A 15,396-nucleotide genomic window follows, 5' to 3' on the forward strand; every position below is an offset into this window, starting at 1 on the left:
CGACTGGATGTCCTGGACCCATTCGAAGTACGAGACGGTGACGCCGCCGGCGTTGGCGAGGACATCGGGAAGGAGGATAATCCCGCGGTCGCGCAGGATATCGTCGGCATCGGGAGTCGTCGGGCCGTTGGCGCCTTCCACTACCATGCGCGCACGGATCTTGCCGGCATTCGCGCCAGTGATCTGGTTTTGCAGGGCGGCGGGCACGAGTACGTCGCAGGGCAGCTCCAAAATCTCGGCGTTGGTAATGGACTCGGAACCTGGGAAGCCGGCGACGCTTCCATTCGCCTTGCTATAAGCGACCACTTCGGGAATGGGAAGTCCATCGGGATTGACAATGCCGCCGCGATAATCGGACACCGCGATGACTTTGGCGCCACGCGCATGAAATAGTCGCGCGGCCGCGCCGCCGACATTGCCGAAGCCCTGAACCACGACGCGAGCGCCTTCGAGGTTATGGCCCTGCGCGCGGGCGGCCTGCTGGGTCACCATGACAACGCCCAGCCCCGTCGCATCGATGCGCCCTTCGGAGCCGCCGATGCTTACGGGCTTGCCGGTCACCACGGCGGGAACGGTATGCCCCGCGTGCATTGAGTAGGTGTCCATCAGCCAGGCCATGACCTGACCGTTGGTGCCGACGTCGGGGGCGGGAATGTCGCTGTCCGGGCCGATCAGCAGGCTGATCTCGGACGTGTAGCGCCGTGTCAGGCGCTCCAGCTCGCCCAGATCGAGTTTCGAGGGGTCACAGACGACGCCGCCTTTGGCGCCGCCGAAGGGAATGTTGACGATCGCGCACTTCCAGGTCATCCACATCGCCAGCGCACGCACTTCGTCGATGTCCGTTTCGGGATGGAAGCGCAGGCCGCCTTTGGCCGGCCCCCGACTGGTGTTGTGCTGCACGCGATATCCGGTAAAGACCTGTGTCTCACCGCTGGTCATCTTCACTGGGAAGTGCACCGTCAGTTCGCGCTTCGGATGCCGCAGAACTTCGTGTGTCCCGGCGTCCAGTTTCAAAATGCCGGCCACGTTCTCCAGCTGCCGCAGCGCAATCTGGTAGGAGTTTGTCTCTTCCGCCGTTGTCGTCATTGTCTCAGGCATGGTCCCGTCTCCTTGGGTTTATGGTTACTTGCTATCCTTGATTATCGGACAGGCTCCTTATTTTTTATACCGAAATTTTACGTAAAATGTCACGAATGCAGCGCAAATGGATCCTCAACTTTATGACCGATCCGTATGCGGCGCAGCAAAAAGTAAATCGGATACGACAAAACCATGTTGTACGCGATTTCGCCGCCGGTTTGGCGCATCCAAAGACGCCAATGGTGCAGCCATGCATTGGGCGCCATCACCGCGTAAATGAACTCGGCGACAACCGTGGTGGAGAAGACAATCAGAGGCGGCACGATGATGCTGTCCCGCAGCATACTGCGCTGAAGGTTGCCAGCGAACGCCCCCGCAATCGTTCGGCTGGCGAGCAGCGAGCCATAGTTGACGCCCGCGATGGAGGCGGTCAGCAGTCCGCTCCAAAGACCGACCGCCGTGCCGCGCGCGCCGCCGAGTAGCGTTGCGCCGCAGGCGAGGACAATCAAGGGAAGGTCGGGATGGGCGCCGCGAAATTCAATCGCGTGGGCGACGCGCCCCTGGAGGACATGGGCGAAGAGGAGACAAAAGACGACGACGACGGTTTGAATCCCGGGCGTCATTTTGGAGTCGATCATCGGATCAAAAAGGCTTCTTCGAGGCTGTCGAAATAGGCGTTAGGACGCACGACGGCCGTCTTGATCGACCGCGTGGCGTCATTTTGGACGGAGACCACGGTTCCGATGGGAATATCCGAAGGAAAAACTCCGCCGAGGCCGGACGTAGTCACAAGATCGCCGGGGCGAACGTCGTCCTCGCTTTTCAAGTACGTCAGGTGGATTGAATCCCCCGTTCCCTGACAGACCCCGATCGGCGGCTTAGCGTTGTTACGGGCGCGCACCTGCGCGCCGACGCTGCTGCCGATATCGGTCATCATCAGCACGGTGCAGGAGCGTGGAGTGACATCGAGGACCTGGCCGATCAGCGCGCCGTTTGGCGCGATGACGATCGTACGCAGCTTGACGCCGCTGGACAATCCTCGGTTGAGGGTGAGGGTCTCCGAATGGGGAATGGGCTTGAGCGCCGTCACTTCGGCGGCGAGCAAAGGGCGAGGCGACTTCTGCTCAAAATCGAGCAAGGCCCGCAAGCGATTATTCTCCTGCTGCGCCTCAAGAAGCTGCTTGTTCTCACCCGAAAGCGCAAGCACCTGCTGGTTAAGAATGCGGTTGCGCTGCGCGAGCTGCGGACCGGCGAAGAGAGAACCGACGTGCAAACGCCACCACTGTGCAATCTGCACGGTGACGGTTTGCGCCGGGATGAGCGCCGCGTCGCGCACAACGCCGGTCACGGGGTCCGGCAGGCTGCGACGCTGGCGCTGGTGATGGATAGCGTTCAAGACGCCGCAGAGCAGCAGCGCCGTCAGAAGCGCAATCCCTCGCTGGTTGTTGCGCCCGGACCTCGGCATATCGAGACGTTACCTTCCTGAGTAAGCAACTCCTCTTAGCCGCATCTCCGTGAGACGCACGTTGCGGAGCTTAGAATTGCTCTGGATGCTCTCCAGATACTTTCCGGTGCCCAGCACGACGCACGACAGAGGATCCGGCGCGATATGGACCGGCATCCCGGTCTCCCGTGTGATCAACTTGTCCAGACCGCGCAGCAGCGCGCCGCCTCCGGCTAGCACGATCCCATGGTCCATGATATCAGCGGCAAGCTCCGGAGGCGTGTCCTCCAGGGTTTCCTTCACCGTCTCCACGATCTGGTTGATGGGCTCGGCAATTGCTTCGCGCACTTCCACCGACGAAATGGTCGCGGCGCGCGGCAGCCCGGAAACAATATCGCGACCACGGATCTCCATGGTCAGTTCCTGCTCCAGCTTGTACGCCGAACCGATTGCGATCTTGCACTCTTCCGCCGTCCGATCGCCAATGTAAAGATTGAAGACCTGACGTACGTAGCTGACAATCGCTTCGTCAATCTCATCGCCGGCAACACGGATCGATTTCCAGACGGCAAATGCGCCGAAGGTAATGACCGCGACTTCGGAGGTGCCGCCGCCGATGTCCACGATCATCGAGCCGATCGGCTCGGAAACCGGCATGCCGGCGCCGATCGCGGCCGCCATTGGCTCCTCGATCAGATAAACATCCTTGGCGCCCGCCTTCTTCGTCGCTTCCTTGACGGCCCGGTACTCCACTTCGGTGATACCTGAGGGGACGCCGACCACGACGACCGGATGGAAGAAGTTCTTGCGGCGGTGCACCTTCTCGATAAAATATCGCAGCATGCGCTCCGTCTGGTCGAAATCGGCGATGACGCCGTCTTTCAAAGGGCGGATCGCAACCACGCTGCCGGGCGTCCGCCCAATCATGCGCTTGGCTTCCTCGCCCACATGGAGAATTTCTTTTGTATCGCGATTGATGGCGACGACACTTGGCTCGCGCAGCAAAACACCACGCCCACGGACATGGACGAGGGTATTGGCGGTACCGAGATCGATACCCATGTCGCGTGAGAACCGACCGGCAAATCGCCGGAACACATTTATCATAGAGTAGACATTAACTCCCGCGCCGCAGCCGCACTAGCGGTCGCAGATACATCGCTTATAGTATAGCACAAATGCCGGGTTTCTAAAATGTATCGTTTTTTAGCGAAAATTGTATGCAAAGAGATTAGTCTCGCACAGAAAGACATTGCCCCCCGCGCTTCGGGACAGCGCAATGCATTCCCGCTCCGCCAATCGCCGATCGCCCATACCGTGCGAGTAGTTCCCCGACGCGCACAGGATACCTGCATTCGGCCATCGTTCACGCAGGGCGCGAATCGCGTCCCACAGTGTTTCCGTAATTTGCCTCCCAGAGAGGAGCGGAAACATCAGCGGGTCAAAGATCAGGGCACTCTCCCCCACACCCCGGTCAATGAGACGAGCCGCCACATACTCGGCGCATGCCAGCCGTGTTTCCAGGTCCAGGGCAAGAGCGCGCCGCGTGCAGAGGACGACGATCCGCTGACCTTCGCGCGCCATATCGAACTCGTCCCAAATACCAGCGTCGATCTGATCCGGCGACACGGAGTTCACAATCGGCGCGACACGGCACTGTGCGGCGGCCGCCGCCAGCGCATGAGCATTGCCGCTGTCCAGACAGAGCGGCAAGTCACTGACGTCGTGAACGACGCGCGCCAGCCACGCCAGCAAATCCGGCTCCTCGGCGCGCGTACAAACGGCGGAAACATTCAGGTCCAGCGCATGCGCCCCCGCCGCTTCCTGATCCCGAGCCAGCGTTTGCAGAAACGTCGCATCCCGGGCCAGCAGCGCCGCCGCAACCGACTTCGAGCTGCTGTTGATCCGCTGGCCGACAATAGTCTGTCTTGTATCCGTCAAATTAATATCCACGAACATCCAGGGGATCGGTCAGCGAATCATTGCCCTCAATTTCCTGAATATCCCAGGCGACGGGACCGGGTTTGAGAGGTTCCGGCGCATAGAGAAAACGATCCAGCAGCATCAAACGCCACTGAGGGAGCCCTTCGATTCGATCTGACTCCTGCTTTAACTCCTCTAAAGGCGCACGATGCAGATAGGATTGATAAGCGCAGACAGCACGATCAAAATGCTCCCACTCCGGGCCAACTGCATCTCCATCGAAAAATCGAATAAGTTCGTGATATTTCTCGGAAGGCAGCCACGTGCAATATGCCTGCATAACGAAGTTCTCCAGAGACCCTAACGCGAATAGCTTTTCCCAAAGCTCGGGGCGATCCTGCGGCAGGATGCTTCCAAAGCGTTCGATTGCCGAGAAGCTAACGTAACCAGCATGCAGGATGTCAAAGGCATCGTAGAGTGGTTTCCAAGTCGATTGGTCGTGCGCTAAGACCCAAATCTCCCGAATATCATTTCGCAATCGCCGCCTGATATCGCTCCGCAGCAAAATATGAATTTCGTCTTGCTCGAGGATATTTACTACCTTGCTGAGAAACCACCTCCAAAGCGCGTCTTCGGATCCTGGCAGTTTGCTTTGATCAGGTGTGATCAATACAGCAAGGTCTTTGGTAAGCTGATCGCGCAGTACATGGTCAAGGCCTCCGTATGGATTGTCCCAATAAGTGATCTTCTCGGACGAGATTTCGGCAAGTATTGAGAGAACTTGTGTCACACGAACCCGTGGATTTGTGTCTTTAAGTCGATATTCCCATACATATATGCCCGACTCCAAATTTGTCGGCTTGGCAATTTTGTTTGCTTCGCAAATCTCGCGCCAATCGAGCAGTTTCGCCGGATATTCGTCGAAACTGCTCTGCCCCCAGCCGATCCTGGCCGATTTGTGAATCGCATTGTATTCGTCAACAGCTTCATCATTATCAGGATCAAGCTGTTGGCCAGCAATTTGTAAAAACTCCAGAATGGAAGGCCGATCCTCCGGATCGAGCCTGCGCACCCAGTAGTAAACAATCTTTGCCGTGGGCCACGGACGCGGCGCTTCACGTCCCACGTTTTCGAAAATCCCCTCTTTCATTCTTGCTTCCAAGAGATCACGATAATAAGACACTCCGTCATTTCCAAGCAGTCGATCGATGAGCGCACGGCGATGGTAGTTGATTTGGATTCGATCAAACGGATCAGGGCTCGATTCCATATCCTTCAAATCGATAGCCGATTCTTGCAACAGACGAAGCAACTCCGAGACGTTCCCATTCCATTGGCGCCAGACCGGCGTCTCTTTTCGCAGAACGAAATCGATCAGCGAGCGTGTTGGAACTGGCATATCCATGGTGTCAGAGACCTTATTCAGCAGCCGCCAGGGCGGCGAACTCTTCTTCGGTCAGGATTGTGACGCCAAGGGTTTGGGCCTTTTCCAGCTTGCTCCCGGCGCTTTCGCCGGCGACGACATAATCTGTTTTCTTGGAGACGGACGATGCGGCGCGGCCGCCGTACTGACGGACCAGGGCTTCGGCGTCCTCGCGGGTCATGGTGGTCATGGAGCCGGTGAAGACGAAGGATTTGCCGGCGAATTTGTCCGACACGGGGGCGTGCGCCACGGCTTCAGGCGCGACGCCGGCTTCTTTCAGTTTTTGGAGGAGTTCGGTCGATTCGGGCTGGCCAAAGAAGGCGACGATGGATTCAGCGGTCGCAAGGCCGATTTCGTGAATGGCGTTCAATTCTTCGACCGTTGCGGCGGCGAGCTTTTCCAGAGAACCGAAATTCGCGGCGAGGACATCCGCCGTGTGGTCGCCGATGTGGCGTATCCCTAACGCGAAGATCAAGCGGTCTAGTGCGGGCTTCTTGCTGCTTTCAATCGCCGTGATGATATTGGCCGCAAGCTTGTCGCCCATCCGCTCCATATCGACAAGATCTTCGGCCTTGAGGGCGTACAGATCGCCGGGATCTTTGATCAGACCGTGCTCGATCATTTGCAGGACATGCTTTTCGCCGAGCCAATCGATGTCCATCGCACGGCGGGAGACGAAGTGGGCGATCCGCTGGGCGACCTGCGCCGGGCAGCCCATTTTGTTCGGACATCGCAGAATGGCTTCGCCTTCCGGACGAACGAGCTCCGTCTCGCACGCCGGACAGTGGGTCGGCAGCAAGTAAGGCTTGGATTCTTCGGGGCGCGCTTCAGTCACCACCTGGACGATCTCGGGAATGACATCACCGGCCTTTTGGATCAGAACGGTGTCGCCGATGCGAATGTCCTTGCGATCGATCTCCTGCTGGTTGTGCAGGGTGGCGCGCTGCACCACGGAGTTCGGCGGCAGCGTGACGGGCTCCACAATCGCGACGGGAGTGATTGCTCCGGTGCGGCCGACCTGAACCAGGATATCGACGATCTTTGTCCGGCCTTGCTGCGCGGGAAATTTATAGGCGATCGCCCAGCGAGGCGTGCGGTCCAGAGCGCCCAGGTCGTTCTGCTGCGCGAAGTCGTTGACCTTGACCACGATGCCGTCGATATCGTAGGACAGCGTTTCTTTCTTGTCCGTCCACTTTTCGATGAACTGAATGACTTCAGCGATGCCGTCGCACAGTTGCGCTTCGGGATTGACACGCAATCCCCACCCTTTGAGAGTTTGGAGCAGGCCGATCTGACTGTCGGTGAACGGCGCGGAGCTATGGCCAGTCCCGTAAAGAAAGGCAGTGAGTTTGCGCTTGGCGGTAATGGCGCTGTCGAGCTGTCGGACGCTTCCGGCGGCGGCGTTGCGCGGATTAGCGAAGACCGCTTCGCCCGACACCTCACGTTCGGAATTGATCCGTGCGAACTCGGCGTGGCTCAGATACACCTCGCCGCGTACTTCCACGAACTCTGGAGGTGGAGCGCCATCCGATGCGCGCAGTTTTAAGGGGATCGCCGACACCGTCTTGAGATTGATTGTGATGTTCTCGCCGACAACGCCGTCGCCCCGAGTCGCGCCGGTCGTAAAGACGCCGTTTTCGTAGGTGAGGGAAATCGCAAGTCCGTCGATCTTCAGCTCGGTCACATACTGGATATTGGCTTCGGCGTCGATCCCAAGGTGCCGCTTGACCTTCTCGTCGAAGGCACGCAGATCGTCGGCGTCGAAGGCGTTCCCCAGGGAAAGCATCGGGCGGCGGTGGGTGTGGCGCTCAAACGCCGAAATGGGGGGAGAGCCGACGCGCTGTGTCGGTGAATCCGAACTCACCAGCTCCGGATGATCCGTTTCCAGAGCGACAAGCTCGTGGAAAATCCGGTCATATTCCGAGTCGGCAAGCTCCGGCTGGTCGAGGATATAGTAGCAGTAGCTCGCTTGGTCTAACTGAGCGCGCAGCAGCTTTGCCGTGTCGGCAAGCCCCTTCAGCTCTTCGGTCATGGGGCCTCTCTTCGGACGCCGCGCCATGCCGATTCGGCGCGGCGTCCCATGGTTATTGCGTTATTGAGGATCGTCCTGAGACGCTTCGTCCAGCGCGGCGTCGAGCCAGTTTTCCGTCGGCGCGGGCGACGCGGCTAGAGCGGCGGCGACGCGAACGATCTTCGGGCGCGGCTCCATCCGCTCGGTAGTCAGATGCTCGCGGCGAACGACGCGGTCGCCATTCAGGAAGAAGCGCTCGACGGTCACATCGAAACCAGGCCGGGCCTTTTGATCGACCACCACGGAGCCGGGAGCAAGCGTCTCATCCGGCTTCTCGATCACCGTGGGAGCCAGCGTTTCATAGTGCGTCGGCTTCACCACGACTTTATACCCGATTGGCGGCGGAGTTCCGAAGATTTGCACGCCGATTTTATCTTCGTGATAATCGACATGCAGCAAAATCGGCTTCGCGGTCGTATTGCGGAACTGAAGATCCTTGAGACCGTACACAACGGAGGCGTCACAGCCCGCAGGCGCATAGCGCACATAGCCTGAGTGCGGGTGACGCTCGACCACGCCAAGCCCCGAGAGAAGCGCGGCGTTATAAATTCCCGTCGCAACCAAGCAAATGCCGCCGCCCGTGCCGCGCACCAGCTTACCCTGCTCGAACATCCAGCCATTCTGGAACCCGCGTTCTTCCGTGCGCTCTCCGACCACCTGGTTGAAAGAAAACACCTGCCCGGGCGCCACGCTCTTATTATCGATCGCCGCAGCCGACAGCAGAATATTTTCCCGCTCCGCCGGATCGGACCGCAGCGGGATTTCAAACGATCCTAGCTGCGCGACATTGAGCACCTGACGCCAATCCATAAACTGCATCGACGGATCGAAGAAATCAGCCGTCGCCATCAGGCTCAGCGCCGAGTCCATGGGCGCTTGATACCCCCCAATCGCTCGCTGCAAAATCTCCTCGGGCGAATCCATCAGCTCCGGGACCGGAGCCGCCGCCAATGGCGCAGACGAGACCACGGGCGCGCTCATGGGGCTGAGCAAACCCAAAATTTTGTTATTCGAAAGGATCGGCGCGCCCATCGCCGGCGCTGCGGCGCGGGAGGCGGGCTGGGAACCGATCAATAAGGCGCTCACCGTAAGCGCCGCAAGGGCATACTGTGGAACAGTAATCATGGAAACTTACTCTCTATCCAATCATCTCAATGCAAACTTCTACGTAGGCACAACGCGAATACGCGCTAACGAGTTCCATTATGGCGCTAACTACTTATGTAGTCAAGCCTTTTAAGAAAAAATTAATATTCATTCAAAAACAGGCCATACCAGCGTTGACAAATCTTTCGGCGGTATGCTATCCTATTGGCGATCAAGTTAGTCGGAGATTATTGTATACGCCATGGACGTCGGCAAACGTCCATGGCGCGGGGTGGAAGTGGGCGAAATCGCCCCGTGACCAACGGAATTTTACCTCATTTTTACCCCTGTGATCTCTTTTGGTCTGGCGCCATCACGGATTTGCGAGCTCGCACCGTGTATCACAGGAGAATTTCATGTTTCACTATAGTCGGCGTGGCTTCACGCTGATCGAGCTTCTCGTCGTCATCGCCATTATCGCGATTCTCGCCGCCATCTTGTTCCCCGTCTTCGCCCAGGCCCGTGAAAAGGCGCGGCAGACCACCTGCCAGTCCAATCTCAAGCAGATTGGGACGGCATGGCTGATGTACGTTCAGGATTATGACGAAGTGGCGATGCCGGCGTACGATTTCTCGGGGACGACGCCGGGATGCAGCTACATCGCCTGGACGGGATGCGTCAGTTCGGTCGACAGCAAGCTCGTTCCCAATACGAGCCTCCTTCAGCCGTACACCAAGAGCGAAGGTCTGAAGTCCTGCCCATCACGCACCCTCACCACCGAGTATTACGCAGGCAATTCTGGATACGGCTACAACTACACCGCGTTCCCCGGATTTGGGTCCGGCTCCACCGCCCTGGCCGCCATTGAAACGCCTGTGGAGACAATCGTCTTCGCCGACGCCGCCGCAGGCCACTCGGAAGCCGGGGTCACCAACAGCCTGGAGGCGACCGCGCTGCTCAATCCGCCCGGACCGCCCGCCACGGCCTGGCCCAGCTTCCACGGGCGGCATACCGGCGTCGGCAACGTTCTCTGGGCGGACGGGCACGTCAAGGCGGAGCGGCCGAAGTTCATCAACGCCTCCTATACTGGCGTGCCGCAATCGTTTTTCCAGGGGAACCATCTGGGCGACGTGATCAAAGACGGCGCGGCGGACATCGCCTATTACTACAAGCTTCAGAAATAACGCCGATGAACTCCCGTATCCGCCACGTCGTACTCTTCGTCCATTTGTGGCTCGGCTTGATCGTCGGCGTTTACTTCGCGGCGATCGGTCTTTCCGGCAGCGTGCTGGTCTTCGAGCGTGAGCTGGAAGACCAGGCCCGCCCGGAGATCGCGCATACTGTCCCCCACCCTTCAAAATCTTCCCTGCTGACATACGCAGAGCTTTCGGAGCGCGTGCGCAGAGATCACCCGGAAATCACGCAAGACAATCTCTCCAGAATCGCGCTGCCCCGCGTTCCAGGCGGCGCGTACTCCATCGCCCTCAGCGGGCCTCGGCCCCTGATGGACCAGCGCGTGCTCTCCATCGATCCTTATACAGGCGCGGTGATGCGGGATGTGACAAAGCGCAACACCTTCGCCGGCTTCGCGCGAATGCTTCACGCCTGCCTTCTGCTGGATCTGCCAGGATATCTGTATAACGGCGTGGGCGGCGCGCTGGCGACGGTTCTTCTGCTGTCAGGCCTGTGGCTCTGGTGGCCCGCCGCGTGGCGGCAGCTCAAAGCGCGGATCACCATCAAGCGAGGCGTGGGGTTGGCGCGGGGCAATCGGGACCTGCACAATGTTGTCGGCTTTTATTCACTGGTCGTACTATTGATTGTGACGGTCACGGGGATCGCGCTTTGTTTTTATGGACCGGTGCAGAAGGCGGTTTACGCCGCCATGCATACGCCTCACACCGAGGAGCCTAAAGTAACGCCGCCAGTAGACGCAACGAAACGCTTGCCGGCGGAGGCGCTGCTCGCCATTGCGAACCAAGCCCTGCCGATGGCGCGTGCGACTAGCTTCACCTACCCTACCAACACCGATGAGCCGTTCGTCTGCTCTAAAGAATTCACTCTGGAAGGCTTTACAAATTACGCGGAAGTCGTGGTCGATCCGTATACGGGGCGCGTTCTGCAAATACAGGACGAGCACAAAGACCCGCTGGGCGCCCGGATCATGCGCGTCGTCTGCAATCTGCACTTTGGATGGTGGGGAGGCATGGCGTCGAAGATCGTTTACGCTGTGCTGGGAGCGACGCCGCTGATTTTGTTCGTCAGCGGCGTTTTGATGTACACCCAAAAGCGAAACGCGCGGCGACGCAGTGAATTGCGGCGCCGCGCGTCCGAGCCTGAGAAAGAATATGTCCGATAGCCCTTGGGCGATCTAAGTCCGATAGCTTGCCGCCAGCGACCCGGCGATGGCGTGCCATCCGTCGGCGAGGATAAAGACAAGGACCTTGGCGGGCAGTGAGATGACCGTCGGCGGCAGCATCATCATGCCCATACTCATCAGCAGCGTCGAGACGACGAGGTCAATGACGATAAATGGGATGTAGATGATGAAGCCAAAGATAAACCCTGTCTTCAGCTCCGAGATCACAAACGCCGGAATGGCGACCGTCATTGGCAGGCTGTCTTCCGGGTGCGCCGGGTTCTTGATAACCGGCGGCGGTGTCTTGCTCATCGAAAGAAAGAGACGAATGTCGTCTTTGTAGGTCTGCTTGACCATAAAACGACGAACAGGAATCACTCCTCGGTCCAGTGCGGTTGCAAAGTCGAGCTTCTTGCTCAAATAGGGCTGCAGCGCATCCTGGTTGACCTGCTTGAAAGTCGGCCCCATCACGAAGAACGTCAGAAACAGGGCCAGGCCCAGCATTACCTGATTGGGCGGAATGTTCTGCGTTCCCAGCGCGGAGCGCAGAAACGAGAGCACGATCACGATCCGAGTGAACGCCGTGGTCATGATCAGCAGCGACGGCGCGATGGTCAGCACCGTCATCAGCATCAGGATCTGAAGCGTGTTGGCGACTTGCTGCGGGTTCTTCGCCGGGGCGGCGCCGGGGATTGTCGGGATACTGATCGTCCCGGCGCCTCCTTGAGCGTATCCGGAATGCGCGCAGACCAGCATGGCGGCGCATGAGAGAGCAATCGCCCAGGCGCCGGTGGGAATACGAGAGAATTTCATGATTCACTTTTCCCCGCGGAGGTTTCCAGCTCTTCGTCGCGGACCCGCGACAGCATCTCTCGCAGACGCTGGTTCGATTCGGAGACACTTGTTTCCACGATATCTTGCTCGATCGGCGCCGGGGGCGGCCCTCCCTGACGCACGAGATAATCACTGAACTCTCGGGGCGTCACATCCGCATCCTCGGCGGCGTCGGGCTCTTCCCATTCGCTGATCAGCGTGACGGATTGCGCCGTCGCTCCCACAAGAATGGTGCGACCGGCAACGGAAAGCAGATGAACGCATGCGCCTGGGCTGCCAGGGAGGGGCTGCACGCCGAGCACCTGAATGCCGCCGTCCCCCTCGATCGTCACAGGAGCCGCGCCGGCGCCGGCCGCCAATCGCTGCCGCGCCATGCGCCGCAGAGCGGCCGTAGCGGGACCGCCCTTGCCTGCCGCGCCGCCTTCCAAAATCCCGTAACGCTTGAGCAGATACAGGCCGCCAAACACAAGCGCCAGCACGATGACGAGCGCCTCAAAGGCGCGCCATGCCTGCCCCAAGGGGCTCGGCGCGTCCGCGCCGGCCGCCCCTTCAAACGATGAGGCCGGGGAGCTGTCACGACCGCCGTAATCAGGAATCGCCTTCGGATCGACGCCCACGGCAGGCGGCGGAGCAGCCGCCGCAGGCGCGGGAGCGTGAATCGGCGCGGCTTTCTTCGGCGCATCGGGTTTCGCCCAGGCGCCGGAAAACGAAGCGAAAGCCAGCAGGGCGGCCAGTGCGATTGTTGAGAGGAAACGCTTACGCTGCAAGAATATCCTGCTCCTTCGCCGCGCCCCGCGCCGCCGCGGTGATGATTTCCGTAACCCGCACACCGAAGTTGTCGTCGATGACGATGACTTCACCGCGCGCCACGAGCAGACCGTTGGCGTAAAGCTCAACGGGTTCGCCGGCGATCTTGTCGAGTTCGATGATCGATCCGGTGCTCAGGTCCAGAATATCGCGGATCAGCAGCTGTGTGCGACCAAGCTCCACAGTGACATCCAGAGGAATATCACGCACGCGCTGATAACCATCCCCACCACCCGAGACCGCGCCGTGTCCGCCGCCGTTATCGAACGAAGGCAGATCGATCGTCGCCGGGCGCACGCTTGGGGGCGGAGCGGCGGCGGGCGAAGGATTGGCCGCACTCATGCTGGCGAACAGATCCGCGACATCCGAGTCGGACAGCGCGGCGTTGGAGTTGAAACCGGCGTCGGTAAAGCCGGAGCCGTCTCCGCCGTCCGATTCCTCTTCCGACGCGTCTTCGGTCCAATCCTGTCCACCAGACACTTCGTCCATGTTCGTGCTGGCGAACAGCGCATCCAGCGCGTCCTGCGTCAGCCCCGCAGAAGAATCTTCCGGCTCCTTGAGCGAATCTTCATTCAAATCATCCGGCGTTTGAGCCATCGTCACGTTCTCCTTGCGGTTTCGTCCCGCTTTTCTTCAAGTCGTTTTCGTAAAGTTTGTCAGTTCGCTTCTTTATTTGAGATCAGCTCCGCTTCCGGAGTGACGATCTCATCGATCTGCACAGCCAGATTGCGGCCGCGCAGCCCGGTCCGGCCGCGAAACTTCGTCCGGTTACCAACCACCAGATCGACGGTAGCAATGTGCCCCTCCCGCTGCGAACCGTCCTCATTGAGAGGCATCTTGATGGGAATCACCGAGCCAACCTTCAAATCGTTCAGCGCGCCCATCGTCAGGCTCGCCGTGCCGAGTCGGGCAATGCAGGGCACGCGCGTGCTGTTCAGCCGCTGCGCCAGCTGCGCGCCGTACATCGGCTCTTTCTTCTTGTTCGCGCTGATAAACCAGCGCTGCGCGCTCAGTTTGCCCAGGATCGGCTTGATGAGGAGGTAAGGAAGGCAGATGCTGATGGCGCCCTGGTAATCGCCCATGCGTATTTCCATCAGGATCAGGACGACGGTGTCGTTGCCGGGCACGATCTGGACGAACTGGGAGCTGGACTCCACGGACGCCACATCGAATTGCAGCGGGTTGATCCCCTCCCAGGAATTCCGGAGATCGTTAAGCGCGTAATGGACGATATTCTCAGCCAGCATCTTTTCGATATCCGTCAGGTCACGGAGGATCTTGCCGGCGGCGCCGGTTCCGCCGAGGAGGCGATCGATCATCGAAAACAGGATGCCGTAGTCCATCTCGAAGATCGCCTGCCCTGAGAGCGGCGTAACATTCAGGATGTAAAGCAGCGAGGCCGAGATCGATCGCATATATTCGTCGTATGGGACTTGCTCGACCGAGACGACTTCCAGCTGGACCTGCGCCCGCAAATAAGTCGCCAGGGAGGACGAAAAGTAATTCGCAAACGATTCATGCAGCAATTGCAGGCTGCGCAGGTGTTCCTTGGAAAGTTTGTCGGGACGCCGGAAGTCGTAAGGCTCATAGGAAAGAGGACCGCCTCCGAAGCGCAGAAGCGAATCCTGCATCGCCATTCCTGCGGCGGCGCGGCGGCGCTTGCGCAGGGGCAGCAGCACCTTGCCTTCGGTGGAGCGCGTCTGCGGAGCGCTTGGCCCGTTTGAGCGCGCCATTCGCTCTTCGATCACGGGATTGACCTCTTCGTCATCCTCCACGGTGGTCATCGCGGAGAGAAGAGCTTCGATTTCATTTTGAGAAAGTACTTCCGCCAATGTCGTTAGGGCCTTCCTGTAAAAACTACCGGGTTTTGCGCGGAACGGTCGCCACGCCGGATGTATAAAAGCTCGGTTCGAGGTTTTTATTCCACATTCCCCAGGTAATCTTCCACAGGTTTTCTAGAGGGCGTACAGAGAAACGGCCCCCCGCGCACTTTGCGCGGAGGGCCGTAGGGTGGAAAAGCATTACTGAGTGACAAAATTCGTGAAGTACACGCCTTTGATAAGGTCGTCTCCGAGCTGTTCGTTGATACGCTTCTTCATCTCTAGCTTGAGAAGATCGCGCCCCTTGGGCGTCGCGACATCCTCCCGCGTCTCGCTGGAAAGCGAGGTGACGATGGCGTCGCGGATCAGCGCCACTTTCTCTTTCATGGCTTCTTCGCTTACGCCCTTTTCCTTGTTGATCTCGACGCCGACGGTAACTTTCAAGAAGTGGTCGCCCGAGTTGTCGGCCAGATTGACCAGAAACTCGTCCAGCGTCATGACGGGACCATGCTCGACATGCTTCTTAGCAGCCACGCCCTTGCTCTTAGCGGA

At 59.2% G+C, this 15,396-nt stretch carries 15 protein-coding genes; 2 read left to right on the forward strand and 13 right to left on the reverse strand.

What is annotated here, in order from left to right:
- The 8 genes from ABIZ35_RS28145 to ABIZ35_RS28180 all read right to left on the reverse strand — a co-directional run.
- A partial coding sequence (locus ABIZ35_RS28145) for a Glu/Leu/Phe/Val dehydrogenase (protein WP_348223270.1) occupies window positions 1-1,098 on the reverse strand: 1,098 nt, incomplete at its 3' end.
- Between the two features lie 89 nt (window positions 1,099-1,187).
- Entirely contained in the window at window positions 1,188-1,718 is a 531-nt protein-coding gene (gene mreD / locus ABIZ35_RS28150; protein ID WP_348223271.1) for a rod shape-determining protein MreD, read from the reverse strand.
- Window positions 1,715-2,545, reverse strand: coding sequence for a rod shape-determining protein MreC (gene mreC / locus ABIZ35_RS28155; protein WP_348223272.1), 831 nt, complete (start codon window positions 2,543-2,545; stop codon window positions 1,715-1,717). Before mreC ends, mreD begins: the two co-directional genes overlap by 4 nt.
- Window positions 2,546-2,554: 9 nt before the next feature.
- Window positions 2,555-3,631 (reverse strand): rod shape-determining protein, encoded by a 1,077-nt coding sequence (locus tag ABIZ35_RS28160; protein WP_348223273.1) that lies wholly within the window; start codon window positions 3,629-3,631, stop codon window positions 2,555-2,557.
- Window positions 3,632-3,730: 99 nt separating this feature from the next.
- Window positions 3,731-4,465, reverse strand: a complete 735-nt coding sequence (locus tag ABIZ35_RS28165) for a dihydropteroate synthase (protein ID WP_348223274.1) — start codon at window positions 4,463-4,465, stop codon at window positions 3,731-3,733.
- Between the two features lies 1 nt (window position 4,466).
- Window positions 4,467-5,852 carry a hypothetical protein gene (locus ABIZ35_RS28170; protein WP_348223275.1) on the reverse strand — a complete coding sequence of 462 codons (1,386 nt, stop codon included), beginning with the start codon at window positions 5,850-5,852 and terminating at the stop codon, window positions 4,467-4,469.
- Between the two features lie 13 nt (window positions 5,853-5,865).
- On the reverse strand, window positions 5,866-7,902 hold the full coding sequence (gene ligA / locus ABIZ35_RS28175; protein WP_348223276.1) for an NAD-dependent DNA ligase LigA: 2,037 nt from the start codon (window positions 7,900-7,902) through the stop codon (window positions 5,866-5,868).
- Window positions 7,903-7,962: 60 nt separating this feature from the next.
- Window positions 7,963-9,066: a VanW family protein gene (locus ABIZ35_RS28180; RefSeq protein ID WP_348223277.1), complete on the reverse strand. Its 1,104-nt coding sequence runs from the start codon at window positions 9,064-9,066 to the stop codon at window positions 7,963-7,965.
- 377 nt (window positions 9,067-9,443) lie between these two features.
- Between ABIZ35_RS28180 and ABIZ35_RS28185 the strand changes: the two genes are divergently transcribed.
- Window positions 9,444-10,211, forward strand: a complete 768-nt coding sequence (locus tag ABIZ35_RS28185) for a DUF1559 domain-containing protein (protein WP_348223278.1) — start codon at window positions 9,444-9,446, stop codon at window positions 10,209-10,211.
- A gap of 5 nt (window positions 10,212-10,216) precedes the next feature.
- Complete coding sequence (locus tag ABIZ35_RS28190; RefSeq protein ID WP_348223279.1) at window positions 10,217-11,383, forward strand: PepSY-associated TM helix domain-containing protein; 1,167 nt, start codon at window positions 10,217-10,219, stop codon at window positions 11,381-11,383.
- Window positions 11,384-11,395: 12 nt separating this feature from the next.
- Here the strand turns inward: ABIZ35_RS28190 and fliP are convergent, their stop codons facing one another.
- The 5 genes from fliP to ABIZ35_RS28215 all read right to left on the reverse strand — a co-directional run.
- Window positions 11,396-12,196 (reverse strand): flagellar type III secretion system pore protein FliP, encoded by an 801-nt coding sequence (gene fliP, locus ABIZ35_RS28195; protein WP_348223280.1) that lies wholly within the window; start codon window positions 12,194-12,196, stop codon window positions 11,396-11,398.
- Window positions 12,193-12,984, reverse strand: a complete 792-nt coding sequence (locus tag ABIZ35_RS28200; RefSeq protein WP_348223281.1) for a flagellar biosynthetic protein FliO — start codon at window positions 12,982-12,984, stop codon at window positions 12,193-12,195. The genes fliP and ABIZ35_RS28200 overlap by 4 nt, the downstream gene beginning before the upstream one ends.
- Window positions 12,974-13,621 (reverse strand): flagellar motor switch protein FliN, encoded by a 648-nt coding sequence (gene fliN, locus ABIZ35_RS28205; RefSeq protein ID WP_348223282.1) that lies wholly within the window; start codon window positions 13,619-13,621, stop codon window positions 12,974-12,976. The genes ABIZ35_RS28200 and fliN overlap by 11 nt, the downstream gene beginning before the upstream one ends.
- Window positions 13,622-13,680: 59 nt before the next feature.
- Window positions 13,681-14,856 (reverse strand): flagellar motor switch protein FliM, encoded by a 1,176-nt coding sequence (fliM, locus tag ABIZ35_RS28210; protein WP_348223283.1) that lies wholly within the window; start codon window positions 14,854-14,856, stop codon window positions 13,681-13,683.
- A 189-nt stretch (window positions 14,857-15,045) separates the two neighbouring features.
- Window positions 15,046-15,396, reverse strand: a 351-nt coding sequence (locus ABIZ35_RS28215; protein ID WP_348223284.1) for a flagellar basal body-associated FliL family protein, incomplete at its 5' end; no start/stop codon positions are given.

This window comes from Capsulimonas sp., from assembly GCF_039929585.1.
In the GTDB taxonomy this organism is placed as follows: Bacteria; Armatimonadota; Armatimonadia; order Armatimonadales; family Capsulimonadaceae; genus Capsulimonas.

What these genes read in the sequence shown, in the direction of transcription:
- mreD (WP_348223271.1), bottom strand. Translation starts at nt 1,718, where the DNA reads ATGATCGACTCCAAAATGACGCCCGGGATTCAAACCGTCGTCGTCGTC.
- mreC (WP_348223272.1), bottom strand. Translation starts at nt 2,545, where the DNA reads ATGCCGAGGTCCGGGCGCAACAACCAGCGAGGGATTGCGCTTCTGACG.
- ABIZ35_RS28180 (WP_348223277.1), bottom strand. Translation starts at nt 9,066, where the DNA reads ATGATTACTGTTCCACAGTATGCCCTTGCGGCGCTTACGGTGAGCGCC.
- ABIZ35_RS28170 (WP_348223275.1), bottom strand. Translation starts at nt 5,852, where the DNA reads ATGGATATGCCAGTTCCAACACGCTCGCTGATCGATTTCGTTCTGCGA.
- ABIZ35_RS28190 (WP_348223279.1), top strand. Translation starts at nt 10,217, where the DNA reads ATGAACTCCCGTATCCGCCACGTCGTACTCTTCGTCCATTTGTGGCTC.
- ABIZ35_RS28160 (WP_348223273.1), bottom strand. Translation starts at nt 3,631, where the DNA reads ATGATAAATGTGTTCCGGCGATTTGCCGGTCGGTTCTCACGCGACATG.
- fliP (WP_348223280.1), bottom strand. Translation starts at nt 12,196, where the DNA reads ATGAAATTCTCTCGTATTCCCACCGGCGCCTGGGCGATTGCTCTCTCA.
- fliN (WP_348223282.1), bottom strand. Translation starts at nt 13,621, where the DNA reads ATGGCTCAAACGCCGGATGATTTGAATGAAGATTCGCTCAAGGAGCCG.
- ABIZ35_RS28185 (WP_348223278.1), top strand. Translation starts at nt 9,444, where the DNA reads ATGTTTCACTATAGTCGGCGTGGCTTCACGCTGATCGAGCTTCTCGTC.
- ligA (WP_348223276.1), bottom strand. Translation starts at nt 7,902, where the DNA reads ATGACCGAAGAGCTGAAGGGGCTTGCCGACACGGCAAAGCTGCTGCGC.